The organism is Fibrobacter sp. UWB5 (assembly GCF_002210295.1).
Lineage (GTDB): Bacteria > Fibrobacterota > Fibrobacteria > Fibrobacterales > Fibrobacteraceae > Fibrobacter.
Genome location: NZ_MWQH01000007.1, coordinates 1 through 24,968 on the forward strand (window position 1 = coordinate 1; position 24,968 = coordinate 24,968).

Annotated in this window: 17 protein-coding genes and 1 pseudogene; 9 read left to right on the forward strand and 9 right to left on the reverse strand. The window is 46.0% G+C overall.

All coding sequences use genetic code 11. From position 1 onward, the window contains the following. The first annotated feature begins 440 nt into the window (after positions 1–440). Complete coding sequence (locus tag B7989_RS10490; RefSeq protein WP_088628542.1) at positions 441–4,727, forward strand: fibro-slime domain-containing protein; 4,287 nt, start codon at positions 441–443, stop codon at positions 4,725–4,727. Here the strand turns inward: B7989_RS10490 and B7989_RS10495 are convergent. The 3 genes from B7989_RS10495 to aroC all read right to left on the reverse strand — a co-directional run bounded on the left by B7989_RS10495 (position 4,724) and on the right by aroC (position 8,242). Further along, positions 4,724–6,190: a hypothetical protein gene (locus B7989_RS10495; RefSeq protein WP_088628446.1), complete on the reverse strand. Its 1,467-nt coding sequence runs from the start codon at positions 6,188–6,190 to the stop codon at positions 4,724–4,726. The two genes, B7989_RS10490 and B7989_RS10495, sit on opposite strands and share 4 nt — an antisense overlap. A 64-nt stretch (positions 6,191–6,254) precedes the next feature. Next, positions 6,255–7,133 (reverse strand): tetraacyldisaccharide 4'-kinase, encoded by an 879-nt coding sequence (locus tag B7989_RS10500; protein ID WP_088628447.1) that lies wholly within the window; start codon positions 7,131–7,133, stop codon positions 6,255–6,257. A 26-nt stretch (positions 7,134–7,159) separates the two neighbouring features. Continuing rightward, positions 7,160–8,242 (reverse strand): chorismate synthase, encoded by a 1,083-nt coding sequence (gene aroC, locus B7989_RS10505; RefSeq protein WP_088628448.1) that lies wholly within the window; start codon positions 8,240–8,242, stop codon positions 7,160–7,162. Positions 8,243–8,347: 105 nt separating this feature from the next. Between aroC and B7989_RS10510 the strand changes: the two genes are divergently transcribed. Further along, on the forward strand, positions 8,348–8,935 hold the full coding sequence (locus tag B7989_RS10510) for a hypothetical protein (RefSeq protein WP_088628449.1): 588 nt from the start codon (positions 8,348–8,350) through the stop codon (positions 8,933–8,935). 83 nt (positions 8,936–9,018) lie between these two features. Here B7989_RS10510 and B7989_RS10515 read toward each other — a convergent pair whose 3' ends face one another. Then, a complete protein-coding gene (locus B7989_RS10515) occupies positions 9,019–9,675 on the reverse strand; it encodes a TrkA family potassium uptake protein (RefSeq protein ID WP_072800294.1) in 657 nt (218 codons plus the stop codon). 17 nt (positions 9,676–9,692) lie between these two features. Then, positions 9,693–11,084: a TrkH family potassium uptake protein gene (locus B7989_RS10520; RefSeq protein WP_088628450.1), complete on the reverse strand. Its 1,392-nt coding sequence runs from the start codon at positions 11,082–11,084 to the stop codon at positions 9,693–9,695. A 67-nt stretch (positions 11,085–11,151) separates the two neighbouring features. Between B7989_RS10520 and B7989_RS10525 the strand changes: the two genes are divergently transcribed. The 7 genes and pseudogenes from B7989_RS10525 (at position 11,152) to B7989_RS10560 (ending at position 23,123) form a co-directional block, all read left to right on the forward strand. Further along, positions 11,152–12,081: a bile acid:sodium symporter family protein gene (locus B7989_RS10525; RefSeq protein ID WP_144265029.1), complete on the forward strand. Its 930-nt coding sequence runs from the start codon at positions 11,152–11,154 to the stop codon at positions 12,079–12,081. Between the two features lie 13 nt (positions 12,082–12,094). Then, positions 12,095–12,877 (forward strand): DNA alkylation repair protein, encoded by a 783-nt coding sequence (locus B7989_RS10530; protein WP_088628452.1) that lies wholly within the window; start codon positions 12,095–12,097, stop codon positions 12,875–12,877. 509 nt (positions 12,878–13,386) lie between these two features. Next, on the forward strand, positions 13,387–16,005 hold the full coding sequence (locus B7989_RS10540) for an ATP-dependent helicase (protein ID WP_144265030.1): 2,619 nt from the start codon (positions 13,387–13,389) through the stop codon (positions 16,003–16,005). Further along, complete coding sequence (locus B7989_RS10545) at positions 16,006–16,812, forward strand: PD-(D/E)XK nuclease family protein (protein ID WP_088628455.1); 807 nt, start codon at positions 16,006–16,008, stop codon at positions 16,810–16,812. A gap of 18 nt (positions 16,813–16,830) precedes the next feature. Further along, complete coding sequence (locus B7989_RS10550; protein ID WP_088628456.1) at positions 16,831–18,759, forward strand: site-specific DNA-methyltransferase; 1,929 nt, start codon at positions 16,831–16,833, stop codon at positions 18,757–18,759. Next, positions 18,756–21,938, forward strand: coding sequence for a DEAD/DEAH box helicase family protein (locus B7989_RS10555; protein WP_088628457.1), 3,183 nt, complete (start codon positions 18,756–18,758; stop codon positions 21,936–21,938). Before B7989_RS10550 ends, B7989_RS10555 begins: the two co-directional genes overlap by 4 nt. Before the next feature lie 212 nt (positions 21,939–22,150). Continuing rightward, a pseudogene (locus B7989_RS10560) lies at positions 22,151–23,123 on the forward strand (ORF6N domain-containing protein). On the opposite strand, the gene B7989_RS10565 reads toward B7989_RS10560, so the two are convergent. The 4 genes from B7989_RS10565 to B7989_RS10580 all read right to left on the reverse strand — a co-directional run bounded on the left by B7989_RS10565 (position 23,116) and on the right by B7989_RS10580 (position 24,965). Beyond that, positions 23,116–23,541, reverse strand: a complete 426-nt coding sequence (locus B7989_RS10565; protein WP_158212899.1) for a cysteine peptidase family C39 domain-containing protein — start codon at positions 23,539–23,541, stop codon at positions 23,116–23,118. The pseudogene B7989_RS10560 and the gene B7989_RS10565 overlap by 8 nt on opposite strands. A gap of 308 nt (positions 23,542–23,849) precedes the next feature. Further along, positions 23,850–24,101 (reverse strand): hypothetical protein, encoded by a 252-nt coding sequence (locus B7989_RS10570; protein WP_088628459.1) that lies wholly within the window; start codon positions 24,099–24,101, stop codon positions 23,850–23,852. Between the two features lie 76 nt (positions 24,102–24,177). After that, the gene (locus B7989_RS10575) at positions 24,178–24,588 is read right to left on the reverse strand and encodes a hypothetical protein (RefSeq protein ID WP_088628460.1); all 411 of its coding nucleotides are present in this window, start codon (positions 24,586–24,588) and stop codon (positions 24,178–24,180) included. Next, positions 24,588–24,965 (reverse strand): hypothetical protein, encoded by a 378-nt coding sequence (locus B7989_RS10580; RefSeq protein WP_088628461.1) that lies wholly within the window; start codon positions 24,963–24,965, stop codon positions 24,588–24,590. Before B7989_RS10580 ends, B7989_RS10575 begins: the two co-directional genes overlap by 1 nt. Positions 24,966–24,968 lie beyond the last annotated feature (3 nt).

Sequence of the window (24,968 nt, forward strand, 5' to 3'; positions counted from 1 at the left end):
CGCCGATGGTACCTGGCCCACGGGCCCGGGAGAGTAGGTCGCCGCTGGATTCACGGGCCCCTTGAGCAAACGCTCGAGGGGCCCTTCTTTTTATATACCGCTCGGCTCCATTATATTGTGCATGCGTGGCCCCGCCTCGCTCTCGCCGCCACGGCCTGTCAGTACAGGCCGCTTGCGGCTCACAGCCCCTTGCCGCAAACGCCCGAGGGGGCTTTTTTTTATACGCATTCCCCGCCGCGTCATGCTGAACTCGGTTCAGCATCGGCTTCTTGTAGATGCTTTTTACTCTCTGCAAACATTTGCTTATTGAGTATTGTACAACATTTTTCCGCTAATAATCTGTTATTTATTCCGATTTGGAATAAAGAATATATTTTAAAGATTGGAGTTGTTTGTGCGAAAGATTGGAAAAGTCTTTCGTGATTAAAGGAATTGTGTTTATGAAGCATTGGGTTTGGGTAGTTTATGCCATCTTCTTCTTGTCTGTTGCCGCAAATGCGGCGTTGACTGTGCATATTCAGTCTCCTTGGCGTGATGATGCCTCTAAGGCCGATTATTTCTTGCATGTTCTTGGGGGTGCTGGTGGCGGTTATAACCCTTCTTTTGGTGCTGGTTCCACGACTATTATGACTGACGAAGGTGATGGCTGGTTCAGCTACACCTGGAACAAGAATGTGTCCGATTTTCAGGATTGGGAATCCTTTACGGTAAGCATTTATCCGAATACGGCCGACAACAACTTCAATAACAATAATGGCGAGCAGTGGAAGGCCGGTGGCGAATTCAAGATGGGTACGCTGTTCGGCACCGATGTAGAAGTCTGGCTTTATACTGATCTGTCCGACAAGAGCTATACCAAGTCTTTTGTGGCTCCGGGCTCCAAGATGGTGTGGTTCAAGAGTCCGTGGGGTAATCATGCGCTTCCGCAGATGATTTTCGGGACCGATTCTGTGATGATGCGCTATGCAGTCGATGACAAGTCGAACTGCGGTTGGTTCTATGGTGCGATTTCGCCGGCGATGATTGCTCGCAATCCCGTGCAGTCTGCGCACTTTATTCGTTTGAATACGCCTTACATGGCATACCCCGCGCAGGGTGTAGTTGAACTCGGCAATTACTTTGCCGTCATGGATACCGTTTTTGTGGATGGTACGGTTGCAAATTCTGAAGTAGGCGACAAGCTCGGTTCGCTTGGCGAATGTTTTGATTCTACCCGCGTGCTGCACATTTACCATCCGTGGCGTACGAATTCCACGTTCAAGGACAGCACGATTTTTATTACGGTTGGCAACAATATTATCAATAATCCTGTTGCAACCGAAAAGGATGCGTACCCGTACTGGTACCATTATGATTTTGCGCCTGCAACGGTGAATTCGGCGAACTGGAATTCTACGATGGCCCAGTTTAACATTTACCGCCGTCAGAATGAATGGCCTCAGGTCACTTATTTTGCCGAAGACAAGCGTCCGCTTGCATCTAAGCTGTTCCCGACGGGTGTCTACGAGACTTGGCTGTTTACCAATAGCAATGGAGAGCTCGATCTTTCGTTCAGCCCGCTGGAACCGAAGACGATTCGCTTGATGAGCCCGTGGGACAATATGTCTCCTTCGATGATTGTGGCCGGCGAATTGGTGCGCATGGGCCCGATTTCGGCAAGTCCGTTTGATTCAACCCAGAGCGATACTTGCGGCTGGTACCAGGGCACGTATTACAAGCATACCGATGATTGGAGTGTGCAGTTCAGGCAGTCCTTCGGTACGGATTTCTATAGCCTTGAGGGCCTGATGGGCGAAGGCAAGGAAGCCGGTACTCCGATTTCTCTCGATTCCATGGTCGCGCTTTATGACACGGTGTGGGTTTATCCCTACCCGCTTTCGAGCAGTACGCCCAAATTCAGCGAAACATTCCCAGGTCGCCTGGGTATTTGCCCGACCATGAAGATTTCGGCAATGATTCTCGACTGGGCTGGCGAATCGTATGACGATGCAATCGATATTGACTTCGGTAACATCTATAACGGTAACGAATACACGACCGTTGTCCGCGATGGTGCGGAATACAAGACCTGTGGCGGTCACGTGCTCGGCATGGTGCAAGATACCTTGAGCGAACTTGGGCTCCCGTTGCGCGTAGATTCGCTCGCTTTCCCGTGGGAACAGTGCTCTGCTGGCCGTGAGGTAGACAAGTGGTTTATTCCCGAGGTCTTGGCGACAGACCCTGCGACGGGCCGCGAATACACGAATGCGACTTGCCGCGATATCGACCTGGTGCTCGATGCCGAAGGATTCTGGCTTGCCGATGTGACGGAATCTCCGAACGGCTGTAACGACCCCGTGAATCCGGGATTCTACCCGATTGATGACTTCCAGTATCTTGATTCGGCAAAGACTATCAAGAACCCGAAATACGACTGGGATATTCAGGGTTGCAAGCACAACTACAGTTTCTCGATGAAGATCAATGCGCAGTTCAAGTACGTGAAGGGACAGTTCTTTGAATTCCGCGGCGATGACGATGTGTGGGTGTTTATCAATAACCGACTGGTCGTCGACATTGGCGGTTGCCATAGCCCTGTCGAAGGCGCTGTGGACCTCGATACGCTTGGCCTTACCGAAGGCAAGGAATACCCGTTCCAGATTTTCTTCTCGGAACGTAATGCCACGGGTTCCAACTTCAAGATGCGTACTTCAATCAACTTGCAGACGCAAAAGACTTATTTCCCGGTCGAGAAGGCGAATTCCAAGGGAATTATCGAATACGAACTATTGCAGTTGCTTGTCGATGAATCCCTGAGCTGCGATGTGTCGAGCGTGTCCAAGATCGATACGACGTATGCGCAGTCCGTGTTCCGCCTGGTTGGTGGCGGACTCCCTGCCGACGGAGTGCTGCTTGAACCGGGCCTGAATTACGGCGGTATTTTCATTAGCGAAAACATGGCCGGATTCTCGATCGACACTTCGGCTTTCGTGAATTCGCGCACGCTTAGCCCGGGTCAGTATGTGCTGATTTGCTACTTGGCCGCAGACGAAAGCCAGTATCAGATGATTCCGTTTACGGTGCCTGAATACCCGCTTCCGGATATTGCGTTTGTCGACGTTTTCCATGTGACCGATTCGCTGGTGTTCGACCCGAAGGGCTATACGCTCCGTGGCGATGTGCTTGGACTCGATGGCGGCAAGAACGATACGTTGCTTGCGCACGTGACCTACCCGGATACGGTGCCGTTAAAGGTGGTGCTGTTGTATGGCTCGACGCCGTGCGGCAACATGCTTGCAAGCTCGAATGTCAATTGCGTGGCTACATTGAATTTGAAGACGAAGTATCCGCTCAGTTTCCTGGATGCCGACAACCAGCGCGTAACCACGATTACGACTGATTCTTCGGGCTATGCAAGTTTCTATGTGGTGGGTGATTCTGCAACAGTCGATGCCTTCTTTACCATTGAAGGCGAAGGCGTTGCAAACAAGATTCACTGGACTGATATCCATTTCAAGGAACCGCCTGTACCGTTTGCAGTAAAGGCTGCCATGTTCGATGTGAATGGCGACGGCATTCCGGATAGTCTTTCGGTTCCGTTCAGCAAGGCGTTTGACAAGGTCGTGCCCGATACGGTTTCGTGGGCGTTTGGCGGTACGCAGTTCCATACGATAGCGGGTCAAGAAAATATCTGGCCGCTGGTAGAACAGGAATCGATTATCACCTTGTTCAATCCAGAAGGGCTTCGCGAAGATGTATTCACGGGTTTATCTGACCAAGTTTATTCGGGTTCGCTGCTGTACCACTACACTTATACCGACGAAGATTCTTTCGAAGAAGTCAAGCTTTCGATGAACACCTTGGTCGAGGACCATGTGGCTCCGATTATTCTGAGTGCATCGGTCGAGCCGAAATCCGAAGACGTGAGCGTGGTGACTATCAATTTGAGCGAAGGCTCGAACATCAAGGCGCTTGATGCGAAGAACGCCTTCGTGTTCTACCGCGATTCTGCAGTCTTTATGGATTCGCTCAATATCGTGAGCTGCGACAAGAATGCACAGGGCAATGTGTTCAGATTGTACTTCCAGCGTACGGCGCAGGCAACGCTTCCGGAAGTTGGCGATTACGTAAGGCTGTTGCCGGGCGAACTCAAGGACCGCAGCGAAAATGCGGCCCACGTGAACAACCCGAAGGTGCGCATTGTAGGCGACCAGAGAACCGATGTCAAGGCCCCTGGCGTGGTGACGATTTCGGGCGATGCCGAAGAATGGCCCTACAGTGAACCGATCGTTCCTGTGGTGGTGCCGATGAACAAGACGGTCAAGGAAATCATCGACAGCATCGGTAAGCCGGGCTTGTTGCTGAGCTTTAACCTGGGTGAACTCGCCACTTCGGCAATCATGAATTTACCCAGCGGAGCCAACAGGGATTCTGCCCTTGCGTTAATCAAGATCAACTGGGAAAACTACTATTTCTCGCACTTGGGTAGCTTTGTGAACAAGGCCGATGGAAGCATCGCCTGTAACGACGCGACTGTGTTCTACAATGCGGCCGATCCTGAAAAATCCAACTGCTACGACAATCCGGGCAACCTGTTCTTCGAATGGGGCGCTCGCAGCGACAAGGGCCGCCTCGTAGGCACGGGTGCCTACATTTCCAAGATGAAGGTAAAAATCAAGAACGGAAAAGAACAGGCCGGCAGCAGCGACAACACCTTTACAATCGGCATTCGCCGCAGCAAGAACTAATTCTTGCTAGCGGTGTTGTACAGGTCAAGCGTTTCCTTGAGCTTGGTAGCAACGCCATTGATGGTGTTGAAAATATCGCTCAAGTCAGTCTGGATCTTTTCGAAAATCTCGAGGTTGCAGAACAGGTCGTTTCGATAAGTCTTGTTCGACTGGTAAAGATCGCGTAGTGCGCGCAGGATCTTTGCCTGCTGTTCCATTTGAGCCTGGGCCTCTTTCTGGCAGGCTTCAAGTTCAATCCGTTTTTTCTTGGCGACTTCGGGATCGTTTTCGCGAAGAATGTACGTCGGAAGGGTTGCGAAATCTTCGAACTTGGCCGGAGCGGGATTTTCGTTTCGGGAATTGTTGTTGCGAAGACCCGTGCTCTTGACGGCTGAATTGATGGAGATGGTGCAGCTCGAAGTTCCGTGGAAATTGCAACGCACGTTCTTTTCGACTTTGCGGAGTTCGTTGTACGGGTTGAAATCTTCGTCGGTTTCTACGTAATGCAACGGAACGTAGAGCGGAGCCTGTTCGCCGGCCACCGTAATGCGGTAGCTGATGCAAGGTTCGCCGTTGAATTCCTTTGTTTCGTACAAATTATTCGAACTGTTCAGCATGCCCTTGACTTTGCGGTAAAGGGTGTCTGCATCGTAGGTCGTGGCGATGACGTTTGCAAGGTCTTTGAGAATGACGCTCTTGACAATATCGATAAAGCTTTCTATGATGGAGTTGTTCGATGTAGAACGGCCCCAAATCGGAGTGCCGAGGAAGAGCGTGTCAGAGAATGTCGTTTGGTTGCGCCCGTTAAAGAAGGCGATGGTGCGTGCGATATTGGCAAGCGAGAGCCACTTGCTGATAGGCACGTAGATTGCGTTTTGAATGCAGAGGTCCGAAAGCTTTCCGATGATCGACATGGTTTCGGCGGAAAGGGCGACCTTCTGGATTTCGTCGGCCCACTGCGTTTTTTCTTCTTCAGAAATGGTGTATTCTTCGGGAGCCTTAAAATCTTCGCTCAAGCTGTAGTTTTGCAACAGCATGCACAAGGCGTCCGAAGAAAGATTGTCGGGCATGCAAATGGTCAGCGTGATCTCATCGACGATGTCGGCGCGGCCCATGGCGTTTTCGGGGCGCACGTCGCTGCTGAGAATGAGCGTGGTGTGCTTGCGCTTTTGCAAAGCGTTGCGCACGCATTCCTTGGTGGCGTCATCAATCGGGTTGAATCCTTTGAACAGGACTACATCGTAATCGTCGATAGAGCCTGGAATTTCGTGCGGATGGCTACCCATTTCGATAAAGCGGGGCTTCTTGAACGCTGCAAGCAAGCGGCCAATCATGAAACTCTTGCCCGAACCGGTGCGACCGTACAGGTAGAAAGGCTCGTCATTGATAGCGGCCAGGAATGCCAACTGGAGTCGGTCTTGCCTTTCAGGAAATTCCTGACAAAGAGCCTGCATCAAGTTCTGGATACGGTTTGTGAGCGTCATGATTTCATCCTTCTTTTGCAGAAATATAAAAACTACAAATGAAGTTTGAAATGCGTGCCTGAATTTAGGGGAGATTTTGGACTACATCGGGCGAGACGAGTGTTGCCTGGTATGCGATGTAAATTTGGCTTTTTACGTTTTTTTGAATAAATCCGGCAGGGAGCCTGGCCGCATCTTTTTCGGAAATCACGAAGACGTCTTGCGGGCGGCTTTGAATGATTTTTTCGAGCCGGGTGGCAAACGCTTTGCTGTGATCCTTGAAGAAGAGCTTGCGGTCGATTTTGATACCGAAATCCTGGAGGTCCCTGCAGAATCGCTCGGGGTTTCCGAGACCGCACACGACGTTCGCTTTTGCGCTATTTTTGACAAATTCTTCGCCCGAATAAAAATGCAATACTTTATCTATAACGAATCGTACTGCCGGATTTCCGCCTTCACACCTTAGTATGCGGACCATAGGAGAATCCAGGTCGTGGTCTTTCGCAAGGCTGCGCATGTTGCCGCAGGGCCAGAGTTCCGAAAGTTTCGAGGGTGCATTCTCCCACTGCAAGAGGATGGTGGTTGCGCCGACTAGGCGGGTGTCTTCGAATCCGTCGTCGCAAACGATGCAGTCGAACTTTTGCGAGCGGTCAAGTTCATGTGCCAAACGGTAGCGGTTGCATGTCGCAAAAATCTGGACGCGCGCGTTGTCTGCAAATTGCCGGCGGAGCATGGCGACTTCGTCGAAGGCGTATTCGTGGGCGAGGAGTGCCACCGCCTTGCCTTGGGCGGCCAGGTGATTGCAAAGCCAGATGCAGAAAGGCGTCTTACCTGCACCACCGGTGCGAAAGCTTCCGACGACAATCAATTGCGAATACTGAAGAGGCGCGCCCGGCTTAAGGCAGAGCGCATGATGCAACAGGTATGCGGCGCGGTAGCAGAATGCGGCGAGTAAACGAAACATGAATCCTGCCGACTGCGACTAAACCGCTACAGACAATGACGTTTTTGCTGCAAGAACAAGTCTGCCAAAACGAGGGCTGCCATGCTTTCGACAATCACCGGTGCGCGGACTGCGACGCAGGGGTCGTGACGACCGCGGGCGGCCAGCGTTCCGTTTTCGCCACCGCGGCCCGCAGTCTTCTGTTCCTGCGAGATTGTGGCGGTCGGCTTGAATGCCATGCGGCAGTAAATGGGTTCGCCGTTGCTGATTCCGCCGAGGGAACCGCCCGCGTTGTTGGTGCGGGTGTGGTAGGCGTGGCCGTCAAAGTAAAGTTCGTCGTTGTGCTTGCTGCCGTGCATGCGGGCCGAGGCGAAACCGCTTCCGATTTCAAAGCCCTTGCAGGCGGGGATCGACAGCATTGCCTGGGCGAGTAACGCATCCAGGCGGTCGAACACCGGTTCGCCCAGCGCCACCGGCGGGTTCTTGACCAAGAGGCATACGGTGCCGCCAATGCTGTCGCCGTTTGCGCGGGCATCGAGTACGGCTTGTTCCATCTTGGCGCTCGCGTCCAGGTCGGGGCAGCGTACGGGAGACTTTTCAATCTGTTCGAGCGTGAGGCTGTTCAGGTCCAAGGGGCCGCAATCCACTTCGCCGATGGAATTCACCCAGGCGATGATTTCGGTGCCGTTTACCTGCTTCAAGAGTTTCTTGGCCACGGCACCTGCGGCAACGCGTCCGATGGTTTCGCGGGCGGAGCTGCGTCCACCGCCGCGGTAGTCCCTGAACCCGTACTTGAGGTCGTAGCAGAGGTCGGCATGCCCAGGGCGGTACCATTTCTGGATTTCGGCGTAGTCGTGGCTGCGCTGGTCTTCGTTAAAGACGGCGAAAGAAATCGGGGTTCCGGTGGTTTTGCCTTCGAAAACGCCCGAAAGGATCTTGACCTGGTCCTTTTCGTCGCGGGCGGTGGTCATTTTGCCCTGCCCGGGGCGGCGGCGGTTGAGTTCCGCCTGGATTTCTTCTTCGGTGATTTCGAGGCCTGCAGGGCAGCCATCCAGGACTGAGCCGACGGCCGGACCATGGGATTCGCCCCAGGTAGTAACGCTAAAAATTTTGCCAAAAGTGCTTGCCATGAGTCAAAATATAGATAATCGGCGTTTTTTCTAAGAAAATATCAGATAAGGACTTACCAACATGGCAAAGTTTACTATCTTTTACAAAGATTCTAGGAGAATCCTGTGAAACACTTTGGATTTATTATAACGATTTTGACCCTGCTGCTTTCTCTGGAAGCGGCCGCCCAGCGTTATAATGACTTTGCGGGTATTCCCTTCGGTGCCACCCGTGAGACCGTTATCGAAGAGGTGATGAAGCTCGGTTACGAGCCGTATGGTCAAAGTGGCGAAGGCGAACGTGTCGTCATTCCCGTATTTATGTTCGGTGAACTGCCGGTCCAGGTTGACTTTATTTTTAACAAGAATGACAAGTTCTATTCTTTTGAAATTCGCACCGGTCGTGTCGAACGCGCCCGTCTGAACAAGTCTTTTGAAGCTGTAGCCTACATGTCCGAACAGTTTACACTCAAGTACGGCAAGCCCTCGGGTAACCCGGCCATTGACGAAACTTCGGCCCTGAAGGAAAGCATTTTGAACCTGTACCAGCAGTGGTTCTCGCAAAAGGTTCTGAATATTTACACTGGACTGGTTCAGAAGGACGGCCGTTACTTTGCTGTCGGCGCCGTGACCCACCGCAAGCTTGCGACCGAAAAGAACGCCGGCTCGGGCCGCTCCGCAGAACGCGCCACGTCCAACAAGCCTGTATTCTAGTTTATTCGTAATACTTTCAGATTTTGAAAAAAGAAGCCCGACTTTTCAAGCCGGGCTTTAATTGTTTTGGTCGTGCGCCAAGGTTAGGTCTTGAGCTTGTCCAGGGCCTCGTTCGGGCCAATCACGAACAGCACGTCGTTTTCCTTGAGCACGTAGTCGGCGATGTTACCGATCTTGGGCTTGGGTTCCAGCGGGTCGCGGATAGCGATCACCTGGATGCCGTACTTGTGGGTAAGGGACAAGTCCTTGAGGGTCTTGCCGAGGAATGCGTCGGGGCAGGCGATTTCGACGATCGAGAAGCCTTCCATGAACGGCAGGTAGTCGAGCATGTTCGGGCGGTTGAGCCTTTCAGCCAGCGAAATGGCCATGTCGCGTTCCGGGTGGAAGATGTCTGCCACGCCGAGTTTTTCCAGAATAATGGTGTGGGCTGGGCTGCTGGACTTGGCGATAATGTGCTTGACGCCCAGTTCCTTGAGGTTCAGGACCGTCAAAAGGGAGGCCTGAAGGTCTTCACCGATACAGCAGATGACGCTGTCCACCTTGGAAAGCGGGAGCGACTGGAGCTGCTTTTTACGGGTGCCGTCGGCAACGACTGCCTGGGCTACCTGGTTCGAAATATCCTGGATTTTTTCGGGACTCGGGTCTACGACCATCACGTCGTGTCCGAGTGCGGTCAAATGACGGGCCAAAAAGTAGCCCGTGTTACCCAGTCCTATCACTACAAATTGTTTAGAAGCCATGGCCTAAATGTAGTAACTTAGCCGACCATGATGTCTTCTTCGGCGTACCACATGCCCTGCTCCTGCTTTTTAGCCACTGCAGAAATCAGGAACAAGGGGCCCATTCGGCCGACAAACATCACCGTACAGATCACAATTCGGCCTGGAATCGAAAGATCGGGGGTAAGCCCCATGGAAAGACCGCAGGTACTGTAGGCGCTTGCCACTTCGAAGAATACCTTGAGGAACGAAACTTGTTCGATGGAATTGCCGGCGGCCTCGGTTTCGAGCAACACGAGGGTTGCCACCACCACGACCACGATAGCCACCACGAAGATTCGCACGGCCTTATCCACCGTGGTTTCGGGAATGGTTCGACCCAGAATCTGGGTCTTGTTGCGGCCCAGCAGGCGGTTGAATCCGAGCAGGAAAATCACGGCGGTCGTTGTCGTCTTGATACCGCCACCGCAGCTACCCGGGTTTGCACCGATCAGCATGATAATCACAAAGAAGAACAGCGAACCCACGCTCAGGGCCGAGGTGTCGATGTTGTTGAGGCCCGCGGTGCGGCTGGTGAATGCCATAAAGGCGCTGGATTCCAGCTTTTCTCCGAAGTTCAGGCCTGCAAAAGTATTGCTCCATTCGCTGAACATGAAGAAGGCGATACTCACGAGAACGATAATTAAGGTAAAGCCCGTGGCAATGTGGGTATGCAGCGACACCTTGCGGATAGCACGCTTTTTAAAGTCGAACAGGTAACGGATTTCGGTAATGGCCAAGAAGCCGAAACCGCCCGCCAGCGCAAGCACGCAGGTCGTAATGTTCATGAGCGGGTTCAGCTGGAAGCGCACCAGGGAATCGGGGAACAAGGTGAAGCCCACGTTACAGAAGGAGCTTACCGCCTGGAACAGACTGCAGAAAAGGCGGTCGTATAGTTCCATGTCGCTGAACTGCGTAAAGTAGATGACGGCGCCAATCGCTTCAAGCCCGAAGGTAAAGGGGAGCACGGCCTTGAGGATTCGGCCTGCGTCGACGTTACCTTCCTGGGTGTAGTTCGCAAGGAGGGCCGACTGGTGGTTGAATCCCGGGTGCATGCCGGCAAGGAGGATTATCACGGTAGAAATCGTCATGATTCCAAGACCGCCCGCCTGCATGAGAATGACTAGCACCCAGTTGCCGAAGGTGGTAAAACTGGCACTGATATCGATGGTAGAAAGACCGGTGACGCATACGGCAGACATGGCCGTGAAGAAGGCGTCGAGTACGCCGACCGGTTCACGCTGCGCAAACGGGAGCGACAACAGGAGTGCCCCTAAACACACCAGCGCGAGGTAGCCGGACACAATCATCAAAATCGGGTTGCCCGACTTTTTCTTGACTTCGGCCTTCTTTTCCACGAAGTCAAACGCTTCGTACCTAGAACGTAACATGGGCGTAAATATAGAAATTAATCCCCATCTTGCCTAGGTTTTGGCGGTTTTCTACATTTGGGCCCGTATGAAGAATTTACGTGCCATTTTGATGCCGATTGCGATTTTACTCGGGATTTTGCTCCCGCAGGCACACGTGCTTTCGCCGTTAATGCCGTTTTTGATCGGTACCATGATGTTTTTGACGTTTGTGACTAAAATTCCGCCGCAAACCCATGGCTACACGTTTAAAATTGAAATTCGAGCCCTGATTGTGAGCCTAATCCTGGTGGCAGCTATTGCGGGCATCGTAAAGCTGTTTGACCTTCCGCGCGAAGTCCTTTTGGGCGGTGCGATTATTGCGCTTTGCCCGCCTGCAAATGCAGCCCCTGCCATGGCCAAGATGCTTGGCGGTTCGGCCTCGCTTGCCTTGAAGATTTTCTTGAGCGGAAACCTGATTGCGTGTTTTTCGATTCCGATTGTGTTCGGTTACCTGACCGGAACCGATGCGGGCCTCCGCGAAATCGCGATGAAGATTTTCAATACGATTCAGCCCATCATCAGCATTCCGCTTGCGTTTGCGCTTGGCCTGCGAGCATTCTACCCGGAACTTGCCGATCGCGCCGCCAAATACCAGAAGTACACCATGTTCGTGTGGACGTTCTCGGTGTTCGTAATCTTGGCGAAAGCCAGCTACGACATCCGCGAAATGGGATTCACGGATTTGTGGAATAGCGGAAAGCTCCCGATGATGGCGGGAATTTCGCTCATTCTCTGCATTCTGCTTTACGCCCTCGGCTGGTATGTCGAAAAGAACCGCCGCCCCATCGAAAGTGCGCAGAGCATGGGCCAAAAGAACACCACGCTCGTCATCTGGATTGCCACGCTGTATGCGGGCCCTGTGGTGGCGCTTGCCCCGACTTGTTATGTGGTATGGCAGAATCTGGTGCTCAGCTATCTGAGCGCAAGGATTAAGCCGAAGGAACCTGCACAAACAGGAATCGCAAAATCGGAATAATTATATTTATTCCATGACCCACGCCGAACTTGTCAAGCGCCTGTTGGCCGAACAGGATTTAAAGTATCGCGATTTTCACGCGTCGCTGTTGCCGAACATCGACAAGAAAACGATTATCGGCGTGCGCGTGCCTACCATGAGGAAAATCGCGAAGGAGTTTGTGGATTCGGCGGTGAAGGGGGCAGCGAAGGGCTCAAAAATCATGCCGAAGGATGTCGCGAACTTTTTAGACAAGCTCCCGCACAAGTATTTCGAAGAAAACCAGGTGCACCTTTTTGCGGTGGAACGCATCAAGGACTTTGACGAATGCCTCGCCCGCATCGAGCAGTTCTTGCCCTACATTGATAACTGGGCCGTATGCGACGGCAAATCGCCCAAAGCTTTGCTCAAGGATGAGGCTCGCTTTTTCGCCAAGATTTGCGAATGGATAAAGTCCACCAAGCCTTACACGGTGCGTTTCGGCGTGAACATGCTCATGAACTTTTTCTTGGATGAACGCTTCAGCAAAGAACACTTGAAGCTCGTTGCCGCCATCGATGAAAATCTTTTCGATGACGATTCGACTGGGGCTGCGCAGGCCTCGGTAAATGCCGCCCGTCCCACCGACCGTTACTACGTGCAAATGGTTATCGCCTGGTACATGGCGACCGCCCTCGCCAAGCAATGGGACGCAACTTTCCCCTACATCAAAGGCCGTAAACTTTCGCCCTGGATCCACGCAAAATCCATCCAAAAAGCCTGCGAAAGCTACCGCATCACCGACGAACAGAAGAAAACCCTGCGCGGGTTGAAATAGAACATTTTGCTTGGCAAAGAACCCTGTTTCCCGTGAAGTCGCAATTTGCTACTTCACGGATTTAAGGCGGCATGCTCTATATCTTTCATCGTCAGCTTCTTTGCGTTACAAGCAAAAATACTGCTCAAACACGCAGTGTTTTGGAGTGGAGTCAAGAGAAAAATGAGTTTTTTTTCAAAAAAATGGGAAAGCGGATATATTTGTCGCAAATTTAAGATATATTTTTTATCGACATAGCCCTTGGCCAACGCCTTGGGCGCCCGTTTTATTGAGTATTTGCTCTAGTCTCCGTTCCGAAATCGGCAAAATTTCAAAACATACGAGAATAGGGTAAACTGCTCACGTCCCGATTGGGGCGTGGGTCGTTTGCGTTTATTGGTATGTTAGGCTTTGCCGAGCCTCGGAATGCAGTAAGCGCTTCAGCGGCTCCACGCCTTTTTTATATGCCCAGCTGAAACTCTCGACTGTCTTTTGCTCCATATGCGGTGATTTTTAGATGGAGCGATACGGTGAAGACTGTATTTGGAAGAGATGCTGTTTCGTTAGATTCCCTTTTTGCCGAAAAGGGTTTTACTCCCAATTCTAACCAAAAACTGGCCATTGAAAATACCAGTGGACCACTTTTGCTGACAGCAGGGCCAGGTTCTGGCAAGACTCGCGTTTTGCTTTGGCGTTGCGTAAATCTCATTGTTTTTGAAAATATTCCTCCGGAAGAGATTTTTTTGGCAACCTTTACCGAAAAGGCAGCCTTGCAACTTAAACAGGGCCTACAGGGATTGCTTTCTATCGCGAGTACTTTCACTCACAAGCCTTATGACATTGCGGAGATGTATGTTGGCACACTACATTCGCTTTGCCAAAAACTTTTGACCGACCGTCGTTTTAGGGAACATGGCTTGCGTAGTCGTCGTCCACTCATTATGGACGATTTGGGGCAGTTCCTTTTTGTAAGAGAACATTTCAATAACCTTTTATCGGAATCTGGCTTTGACATCGAAAAGCCAACTGACGTATATAAAGAAATTAATGGCTGGTTTGGAAAGGCATCGCCTTCTCGTACAGACGCAATCTCCAACTGCATATCGTTTTTCAACCGCATGAGCGAGGAAGACTTTGGCGAAGAAGAACTTTCCTTGAAGTTAAGAGATAGAACCATTTCAAAGCTTTTCAAGATGACGATTCTTTATAGGCAACTGCTTTCCGAAAAGGGCTTTGATAGGGTTGATTTTTCATCTTTGCAACAGCGTGCCTACGAATACATTTGTCAGAAGAAGGATGCCGGTTCGGTATTCAAGCACGTTATTGTTGACGAATATCAAGATACTAACACGATTCAGCAAAAGATTTATCTAAAACTTGCGGAAGGAACGAAAAATATTTGTGTTGTGGGCGATGATGATCAGGCTCTCTATCGTTTTCGTGGTGCAACTGTAGAAAACCTAGTTGACTTTGAAAACATATGCAAAAAAGAGATTGGAGTAAGGCCCAAGCGAATAGATCTGAACATCAATTATCGATCTCGCAAGCAAATTGTTGACACCTATACGCAGTTTATTGATTTGGTCTCGTGGAAAAATCCATCCAAGCCTTCTGAATTTTTCAGAATACAGAACAAGGATATTCAAGCTAATAGCAAAGATGCAAACACATCGGTTGTGTTGGAAACGGGCGATAAGCAAACAGTAACTGAAAACATTGCTTCTTTAATAAAGAAACTCAAACGAACGGGCAAAATCAAAGATTACAACCAGTGCGCGATCTTATTTCCAACAATTCGCGGCAATGCCAGCGGTGAAATGTCGCCTAAAGTTCAAGCTTTTGCAGATGCCTTGGAGGAAGCAGGAATCAAGTATTATGCACCTCGTGCAAAAAATTTCTTGTATACTGAGGAATCCCTAATCACATTCGGTCTATTTGCAAAAATATTCGGTTACTCACCATCTGGTATCACTTATGGAGGAATGGCGGATTTCTCTAATTGGGCTGAAATGGCGATTGATTCGGCCGATGAAATTATTGAACAAGATAAACCGCTCGCAAAATTCATAGAAGATACACAACAATCTATCAAGGCGAGCAGACAAAACTACAAGTATCTCAGCGACTATTGTGAAAAGAATGGAATCGATCTGGATGATGATTTAACGATTCCTCTGCTCAAAAAATTCTCTCAAATACAAAGGATAGACGATTCTGTCCGAAGGACTTTGGTGAATAGGGGGATGCTTGCATTTACTACTCGTCGAACAAATGAAGGTAAGCCTTTGCATGTTTCTTACGCACTTTCTCGTGCAACCGCAATGGACTGGACTCTTCTTGACCTGTTTTATAAACTCAATAGTTTTGAGTACTTTGCAGAAAAGTATAGGCAAGCGGAAGATGGCGGTGAAGACTCCGGGCTATATAATCTTGGAATGATAACAAAATACATTGCGCAGTATCATGAAACAGCAAATCCAATTCTTTCTGGAGCGACATTTGCCAAGGATTTAGTTCGTAAAATCTTCTTTGGCTCATATATGTATTCGCTATTTCGCTTGAACGAAACGGAATATGAAGACTCTGAAGACCCGTTCCCAAAGGGGTGTGTGCCTTTTTTGACGGTTCACCAATCAAAGGGATTGGAATTTCCTGTGGTTATTTTGGGATCTGTTTCGCACAAAAGTAAGGATGCTAGAACCCTAGATGTTTTAGTCCGTAGCATGCAACAAAAAATGGGAATTATGCCAACCATATGCGAACCTCTTGATTCTATGGATACATATGACACTATGCGAATGTTCTATGTGGCATTATCAAGGGCAAAAAATCTGCTGGTCTTATCACAATTTAAAGGACAAGGTCAAACGACATATAATCCGTTTAAGGCGTTGATTGAACAAATTAATTTTGAATCAATAAAAAAACTAGATGTAAAAACACTCCCTGATTCTGAAGATAACTCGGACAAACTTCCGCATGTTTATACCTATACGGCCGATTATCTGCCTTACAACAACTGTCCACGAAATTACATGGTATTCCATAAGTACGGCTTTGTTCCTAGTCGTAGTCAAACGATGTTCTTTGGTTCTCTAGTTCATCAAACCGTGGAAGATTTACAAAACTTCGTGATGGAGGACCGATAAATGAAACAATCTGAATTTGAAAGTCAACTCGGCGAAATGTTCGAGAATAATTTCCGCTTTTTATGCGAAGAAGCTGGGCACTCCATTAACGAATACCTGAAAAAATTGGCGTTTGATCAGGTCCTTTATTATTATCGCAAGAATAAGAAAATTATTGAGCAGATAACCCGCGCCGAAGTCAAGTTGTCTCTTCCTGAACAGGAAACACCTAATGACAAGATTCCCTATACAATCGAAGGTGTTGTTGATATTGTGCGTGAAGGGGACGAAACCTGGCTTTACGACTTAAAGACACATGACCCTGATCGTATCAAGGCTGAACCGGGAAAATATAAAGAACAGCTAAATATTTACGCATACATTTGGAAAGGGCTGCAAAAGAATGAGTTGGACAATACAGCAATTATCGCCACACCGTTGCCTAATGGTTTGAGAGCAGCAATTGAAAACGGTACTGAAGAGAAAATTCAGGCCGAATTTGACAAATGGGAACCGGTTATACCCTTCGGTTATGATGAAGACGAAGTTGCTGATATGATTGAAAACTTTGGCGAGACTGTTGAACGAATTGAGAATTCAGAATTCGCACCGCCAGACGTAAAAAGACTTGAAAGTAAGATGCCGGGAATGAAAACAAATTTTGCAACTCATGTTTGTCGTAACTGTGATGTTCGATATTCTTGCTCGTCTTATCGAGAGTATATGAAAAAAACTCGAAATGCAAGAAAAGATAACATAATGAAATTTATGGCCCCTACAGCAAGTGAGCAAGACGAGTTTGTTGAAGGCTGCCTTCAGTCAATTTAATTAAAAAAAGGAATCGCTATGTTAAGGAACTCTTTTATTCAAGCAACAGCTCCCAAAGATGAAAAAATGGAACTACTGAAGCAGGCGTTCCCAGACTTTTTTAAGGACGGGAAGATTGATATTAATGCAGTAAAAGATTTTGTTGGAGAGGAAAACTTCAATGAATCTGATTTAGGTTATGGTTTGTATTGGCCTGGAAAACGCGAGGCTAAAATTTTGGCAAGAAAACCGGCTGAAGGTACATTGAAACCGGTTGTTGGAGATGGTGTTGACGAAGAAAATACAAAGAATATTTATATCGAGGGCGATAATTTAGAGGTTTTGCGTTGCTTGAAAAATAGCTATAAGGGCCGAGTAAAAATGATTTACATTGACCCCCCGTATAATACCGGCAAGGATTTTATTTATCGAGATAAATTTGAAGAACCTGTGGAAGATTTTCTTAAGGCTACAGGCCAAATGGATGAAACAGGCGTTGTACTTGTGTCGAATCCTAAGAGTAATGGAGCCTATCATCGCAGATGGCTAAATATGATGTATTCTCGGTTGCAATTGGCGCGAGAGTTATTAACAAAGGATGGTGTGATATTCATTAGTATTGACGATAATGAATTGGCAAATTTAAAGTTGTTGTGTGATGAAATTTTTGGAGAAGCAAATTTGTGCGGGCAATGGAATTGGTTTAAGTCTGCTACGCCACCAAATTTGTCAAAAAAAATTAAAAAGAATGTAGAATATATTCTTGCATACCATGCTGGCGAAAATGACGAGGTTTTTTCAGGTGTAAAAAAGACTAGTTCAAGCAATGATCCTATAACAAAGCCTCAAAATACAATTAAACAACTGTCCTTTAAATCAGGAGTTCTTCACACAAAATTACCTGACGGCATTTATAAAAAAGGTACTTATGGAACTGACAAATTCCCTAACACTTTGCTTAACGATTTAATTGTGAAAAATGGTGTTAACCAAAACGACGTAACATTCTCAAACAAATTCATCTGGGTGCAAGAAAAACTTGATGAGGAAATTGAAAATGGAACATACATTGAATTGTCAAAATCGCTAGTAATTTCATATAAAAAAGCTGATTATCGACCAGAGGTCCCTCCAAACTTTATCGATGATACAGTGTCTGTAGATACAACAGAAAATGCAGGAACAATGTTGACAAATTTATTTGGTGGGTCAAAAGTTTTTGACTATCCAAAACCGATTTCATTGATTGCATATTTGACAAATTTCTTTATCAAATCAAATGAAAACGCTATAATCGTTGATTTCTTTTCTGGATCTGCAACGGCGGCTCATGCTATCATGCAATTGAATGCAGATGATTTGGGCAATCGAAAGTTTATAATGGTGCAATTGCCAGTAGAACTTAGTAATCTGGATGACACAGAGAATGAAGCCATTAAATTCCTTAACACCATTAAGAAACCACCTACAATCTGTGAAATAGGTAAGGAACGCATCCGTCGCGCAGGCAAGAAAATTCTAGAAGAACATCCTGAACTTAAAGGGAAAATAGATGTAGGCTTTAAGGTTTATCGAGAAGCTAAATCAAATCTAGAACCATATAAACCTGTAAAAAACGATTCTAAAAACTCTTTAAATGATTTGTTTCAGGAATTAGAAAAACAAGTAACACCTCTCCGCAAAGGCTGGACGAAGGAAGGCCTTCTTACAGAAATAATGCTACGTCAAGGTTTTGCTCTAGATTCTATAAAAGAATCTTTGAAATCGCTCAAAAAAAATGATGTCATATGCATAAAAGATGATCGTTTTGAAGGACGATTAATCGTCTGCCTTGATGATAAGATTCATAAAGACACCATTCTCTCGTTGCAATTAGGAGATGATGATCTTTTTGTTTGCCTAGATTCTGCAATAGATGATGAAAATTACTGTCAACTGTCTGATAAGGGAAGGATTGCGACGATATGAAATCGGTAAAGCTAAAGTTTGATTCTAATCAGCAATATCAGATAGATGCTGTAAACGCAGTTGTCGATTTGTTTGATGGCTTGTCAAAACAAGAAGACCGTGAATTTACGCTAACAAATGAAGGCGATGCTGAACTGCGCCAAAGCATGTCAGAAACGATAGCCAATACAGACGAAATTTTCGATGAATTGTGGTTACTCGAAAATATGGTTCAAATACAGCAACGGAACAATATTCAACCGCAAGCCGACTTATCAGAACCAAACTCGGGCGAAACGCTCTTGCTAGAAGATTATTCATATCCTGAATTTACCGTAAATATGGAAACGGGTACAGGAAAGACCTACGTGTATCTTAGGACAATCTATGAATTGCGCGCTAGATATGGATTTAAAAAATTTATTATAGTCGTTCCGTCAGTAGCAATTTATGAAGGTGTAGTTTCTTCGTTCGAAGCAACGAAGGAGCATTTTCGAACGTTGTTTAAAGAATACCCGGGAACAGTCCCCTTAGATATAATTCAATATGATGGTGATGTGGCGTGCTGTAGCGATTTCGCTCGTGCAGACTGTACTGAAATCATGCTGTTGACAATTGCATCATTCAATAAAATAAAAAATGTCATATTTAAAGAAACAGATCAATTAATGGGAGGGAAGCTTCCTATTGAATATATTCAGGAAACCCGACCAATATTGATTCTTGATGAAGTTCAAAATTATCAAACAGACACCGCTCGGCGTGCTTTGCGAACCTTGCATCCTCTATTCAGCATTGGATATTCCGCAACTCCAGGCAAAACACCGCCAAATCTAATTTATAATTTGACGCCTTTTGCTGCTATGCAAATGAACTTGGTCAAGAAGATTGAAATTTGTGGCAAGCAAGAAGAAGAGGCCATGTCTGAAGATCCTGGATTCTTTAAGGTTCAAAATGTTTCTAAAGGTAAACCCATTACGGTAACGCTTGAAGTTCTTGTCAAAGAAGCTGGTGTTCTTAAACGAGATTTCAAAACATTTAAAACAGGCGAATCGTTGAAACAAAAAACAAAAAACGATGCCTATGGCGACTTGACTATTGAAAATATTGTCGCAAAGAAAGGCGACGAGTCCGTTGAAATTAACGGAATGAGGTTCCTTCTCAATGAATATAGCTGCGCAAATTTGTCAAGAGAAGCCGTATTCCGTGAAATGATACGTGAAACTATTAAGGCGCACATTGAAAAAGAAAATATTTTACAGCAATATGGATATAAAGCAAAAGTACTAAGCCTTTTCTTTGTAGATAAGGTTGCTAATTATATTGGAAAAGACGCTCTTATCAAAAAAATATTCAATGAAGAGTTTGAACAACTGAAAGCAGATTCAGAATGTTTAAAGAAAATCAGTGCAGAAGATGTTCAAGCTGCATATTTTGCCAAAAAACAAACATCCAAAAAAGGCGAAAGTGAGTTTTTTGATTTAGGAGAAGACGGCGGCAGCAATGATGCTGAACGTCAGGCCGAGAAAGAAGCGTATCAGCTAATTATGCGGAATAAGGAGAAACTTCTTTCTTCTGATAATCCGGTTCATTTTATATTTGCTCATTCCGCTCTTAGAGAAGGTTGGGACAACCCAAATGTTTTCCAAATCTGTTCGCTTAGAGAGATTACTAGCGAAAATAGTCGAAGACAATCTATTGGACGAGGCCTACGTCTTCCCGTCCAAGAAGGAACTAAGGATAAGCCAGAACTTGCTGGGACTCGTATTCAAGACCCGTATGTTAATAAACTGACTTTGATAGCGCATGAAGATTTTAATCGTTATGTGGCCGAATTGTATAAGGAATATCAACAAGATGGTTGTGAAGACGACCTTCGCGAAAGTTTTGCTAACGCTCGAAAGAAGAAAATTGTTAAACGAACGAAAATGTTCCAGAGTTCTGAATTTAACGAACTATGGAATAAAATGAACCGTAAGACAGAGTATCAAATCCATATAAATAAAGATGCTTTAGTTAAAACAGCCATTAGGGAAATTGATAAAATTGAATTTAAGCCACCTCAAATTATTACAACGCGAGGTATTTACAAAGCTACTCGCTACAGGTTTACTCTTTTAGAGATTACTCAGTCGAAAATGGCGAAGTTTTCTGTAGAAATTAGCGATACAGATGGCCGCTCTTATGAAAAGAACAAGATTGAGTTTTGCGTAAGAGAAAAGGATTCGTTCCCATCGGGATTTGATTCACTGTTAGAATCTATTCAGGTGCTAAAGATTAATGCGCAAAAGGGTTTTGTTGAATTATCCAAAAGAGCGGAACCTCTAGAAATAGACATACCTGTAGAAATTGAAGCCCTAACGGTTGTGAAGCCTGATTCTGCTGATGATACGCAGGAATCTGCTGAGGCAGAAGTGAAAAATTTACCCATTCCGAATATTTTGAGTCGGGTTGCAAAGGAAGTTCCTTTAACGCGTAGGACTATACTTGAAATTTTTAAGGGAATTAAAGTAGAAAAGCAGGATGCGTTCCTCTTGAATCCAGAGGCTTTTATCGGGAAGTTTATTGAATCCTTGAAAGAAGTTCTTGCAAATCATATTGCAGAGAATATAGAGTATACTCCCAGCGACACGCCCACAGGATTGAATTCTGAAGAAATGTTCCCCAAAACAGTTCTTTATCCTATGGGAGAACTAGTTCCGGCGAATGAAAAGAGATCAATCTATAATCAAATACAAGTGGATTCTGATGTAGAAAAGAACTTTGTCCATAAACTTAATACATGTACCCTTGGATCTGGAAATGTGTCTCTTTATTTTAAGTTTCCGGGAAATTACAAAATTTATGCCCCTAAAATTATACAGAATTACAATCCAGATTGGGCTATAGCTCGTATAGATGATTTGGAACATAAACTTATTCTTGTTCGAGAAACGAAGGGAACGTCTATTATCAAGAATTTGCCTCATACAAGTGAAGCTCGAAAAATTGTTTGTGGAGCGAAACATTTTGAAGCTATCGGCGTAGACTACGATTTTGTCGATGACAAGGAAGAACGATGGTATGAAACAATCCATCATAATTTGGCTCAATATTTGTTAAACGAGCCGGATACGAATATTATTCCAGTCAAAACATACCAGATGGCTCAACAAGAATATTCTAATGTTGCAGAAAAGCCTAAACCCTATAAGGCTTAACATAATCAGGGTGAATACATTTAAAAGGCTGGATGATTTGTCCAGCCTTTTTAACAAAGATTCTATAATTACATTGGCTATGTAGAACTTTCGTGTTGAAAGGACGCCTTTCGTTTAAAATTTTAAACACAGTCCTGTTTTAATGGTCAGTTCGCCATTCCTTATCGGGCGACTTATCCACAACAATAAAGTGCTACATTGCCGACGAAAATATGCTCAAGTCGCGGATATATACTATTCGCGGGCTCAAGGTTATGCTTTGACGCTGATTTGGCGGAAATTTATGGGTATAGCACCAAAGTTTTTAATCAGCAGGTTAAAAACAACATCGAAAAATTCGATGAAGATTTTCGCTTTCAGTTGAATTCGGAGGAAATTGAAGAACTTTCAAGGTGCAAAATTTGCACCTTGAACATGGAATCTGAAAATATCGAATCTTCAAGGTCAAAATTTTTGACCTTGAACAAGGGTTCTCGCGGTTCAAACATAAAGTATGCTCCATATGCATTTACCGAACAGGGCGTTTATATGCTCATGACGGTTCTTAAGGGCGAACGGGCGACGGCGCAAAGTAAGGCTCTTATCCGCCTTTTTAAGCAAATGAAGGACTACATCATTGCGGAAAATCGGAATTTATTGGGTTATGACGGCATTGCCCAAATTGCCGTGCAAACGGAACGGAATACCAAGGATATTGCGGCCATTCAGTCCGACCTTCAGAAGGTTATGGAAAATTTCGTCGATCCTTCGACTTTCAAGCATTTCTTGATTCTGAACGGGCAGAAGCTGGATGCCGATGTCGCCTATACGCAGATTTACGGTATGGCGAAGAAGTCCATCACGATTATCGATGACTATGTCGGTGTAAAGACGCTTGACCTGCTGCGCGGAATCGCCAAGGGCGTTTCCGTAATGATTTATAGCGATGAAAATGGCTATGAATCGCTGACTGAACAGATTAAGAAAGATTTTTTGAAGGCTCGTCCTGATGTTAAATTCGACAACAAAAAGACGAAGGAAAAATTTCACGACCGCTATATCTTTCTGGACTACGGATTAAGAGGAGAAAAACTTTTCCACTGCGGCGCTTCAAGTAAAGATGCTGGCAACAAAATCACTACCATTATGCAGATTGAAAATACTGAAATTTATCATGTACTGATGGAAAAACGTGATGCTACTTAATTTTTAGAAACCATTTCCCCCGATAGGTTCTGCCATCGGGCTTTTCTTTTTCTCGATATTCTATTGGTAATTCTTTTTGAGGGTCGTATATTTTCAAAGTTGTTTTATTTCGTTTTGCCACTACCCAATGCCAATTTCCTGTTTTGGGGCTGTATCGGACCGCTACTAAATTCAGTCCTTCAATATTATCCCACGAGGAAAAATTTTTAAAAGTATTCCTTTGGGAAAACCCATATTTTGCAAGTAATCTGAGAATATCGTTCCTGCTGGTTCTGGAATTTGTCTTCACTGTTTTGGGATCCCATTTAAATAAATCTATTGCTTTTTGGATTACAACAGTAAGTGATTTTTCTGCAATCATTGCAACACAGGCAATGCCACATAAAGTTGAGTTTTGTGGCTGGCGGATTAAACGCATTTTGATTTTTCCTGAATAATTACTAGTGTCCACTATAAATTTAAAATAATTTCTTGAATACACCCTAATATCACACATATCCCTTGGGTTGTGCTTTGATTTCAAAAGCGATTATCTATGGTGCAGTCCGTGCTGTTTAATGCATCGCTGGTTGTCATTTCTTGATCCATTGGGGGGGGGGCTTTGAAGATTTTCAGTCGATCTGACAAAATTTCTAGACAACTGATTGCAAAGAACCCCGCTTGAAGCGGAGTGGGCTACACACAATACGCGATAACCTATGTCAACCATGAAATTATTGCGTTGCTTCAGCGGCAAATTTTTGGAGTGATATAGTCGCCCTCGCTTAAACGATGACCATTTGAGAGTAAAATCGTTTTTGTTTCAATACCCACTACATTTAGATTTCCGAAATCGGGATGAATCTCGGAAAGAGAGACTCCGAGTTTCAAATTTTTCCCATGTCGTTTTCCCAAGGAATCTTCCCAAGAAAATTTTACCTCGTTGTTATTTTTATCAATTTCCCTGATTTTTATTTTAATGTCTGATGTGTTTGGCATAGTTGAACCTCATTTTTGATATACTGTAAAATTATATTTTTTTTACGATAAATGATGTCGTGAACAAAATTATTAGTCAATCCTCGTTTATAATTCTGTACGGTTTCCCCATTTCCTTTACGCGGTGAATGTTTTCGCCGGTGCCATTGCTTTTCCCATCCCAAATCATGAGAGCCGTATCGCAGTCTTGCGCCATTTGGATGTCTTTCACATACTGAAAAGCTCTTCCTGTAAGGCCTTTGGCGGCTTTTGCGCAAGAGTGGACTTTTGCTCCCGTAACAAAATTGTTCCTTGGCGTTTCTCCGCTGCAATAGATGGTTACGTTGCGGTACCCTTTGGATTCCAGGTATTTTTGTACCGCAGCATCAACGCCGTAACAATCTCCTACAAGAAATTCTGTACCCAGGGCAATATGCTCGTCAAGTAAAGATTTCACTTCTTCGGACAATGCCGAAATTGACTTTGAACCGGAGATGAAAACTTTCATCACCCCTCCTTTTTTATATAGAAGAACCGGTTAAGTTCGTGGTCGGTTCCGATGGTTTTGCCATAGCAAATAAGAACCCACGGGTTGGGCCACGCCTTGCCAATGGAGTCTAAGAAGGCTTTTTCCATTTCTGCGGCTCTTTTGTCAAGATCCGTGGCATCGACAATGATGTCGATATGAGCAAGGCGCCCTTTATGTTCGGTAAGCCGCGAAAACGCCTCTAAATTATTTTCCTGAATCTCGTTCCCATTGTTCGCAAGAATGTAGCCTGCGATATATTCCCACATCTCGTTCCGTTCTTTTTCGTCTGCATACGAACGCTTTACTAGCGATTTCAAGTCGTTGTATTTTTGTGTCGGTGTCATGATAATGTTCATATT

Bases quoted from the DNA above. Each gene is read 5' to 3' on its own strand.
- B7989_RS10575 (WP_088628460.1), bottom strand. From the start codon at position 24,588: ATGAAAGTTTTCATCTCCGGTTCAAAGTCAATTTCGGCATTGTCCGAA.
- B7989_RS10500 (WP_088628447.1), bottom strand. From the start codon at position 7,133: ATGTTTCGTTTACTCGCCGCATTCTGCTACCGCGCCGCATACCTGTTG.
- B7989_RS10565 (WP_158212899.1), bottom strand. From the start codon at position 23,541: ATGCGTTTAATCCGCCAGCCACAAAACTCAACTTTATGTGGCATTGCC.
- B7989_RS10530 (WP_088628452.1), top strand. From the start codon at position 12,095: ATGACCCACGCCGAACTTGTCAAGCGCCTGTTGGCCGAACAGGATTTA.
- B7989_RS10550 (WP_088628456.1), top strand. From the start codon at position 16,831: ATGTTAAGGAACTCTTTTATTCAAGCAACAGCTCCCAAAGATGAAAAA.
- B7989_RS10570 (WP_088628459.1), bottom strand. From the start codon at position 24,101: ATGCCAAACACATCAGACATTAAAATAAAAATCAGGGAAATTGATAAA.
- aroC (WP_088628448.1), bottom strand. From the start codon at position 8,242: ATGGCAAGCACTTTTGGCAAAATTTTTAGCGTTACTACCTGGGGCGAA.
- B7989_RS10490 (WP_088628542.1), top strand. From the start codon at position 441: ATGAAGCATTGGGTTTGGGTAGTTTATGCCATCTTCTTCTTGTCTGTT.
- B7989_RS10545 (WP_088628455.1), top strand. From the start codon at position 16,006: ATGAAACAATCTGAATTTGAAAGTCAACTCGGCGAAATGTTCGAGAAT.
- B7989_RS10555 (WP_088628457.1), top strand. From the start codon at position 18,756: ATGAAATCGGTAAAGCTAAAGTTTGATTCTAATCAGCAATATCAGATA.
- B7989_RS10515 (WP_072800294.1), bottom strand. From the start codon at position 9,675: ATGGCTTCTAAACAATTTGTAGTGATAGGACTGGGTAACACGGGCTAC.
- B7989_RS10520 (WP_088628450.1), bottom strand. From the start codon at position 11,084: ATGTTACGTTCTAGGTACGAAGCGTTTGACTTCGTGGAAAAGAAGGCC.
- B7989_RS10580 (WP_088628461.1), bottom strand. From the start codon at position 24,965: ATGAACATTATCATGACACCGACACAAAAATACAACGACTTGAAATCG.
- B7989_RS10525 (WP_144265029.1), top strand. From the start codon at position 11,152: ATGAAGAATTTACGTGCCATTTTGATGCCGATTGCGATTTTACTCGGG.
- B7989_RS10495 (WP_088628446.1), bottom strand. From the start codon at position 6,190: ATGACGCTCACAAACCGTATCCAGAACTTGATGCAGGCTCTTTGTCAG.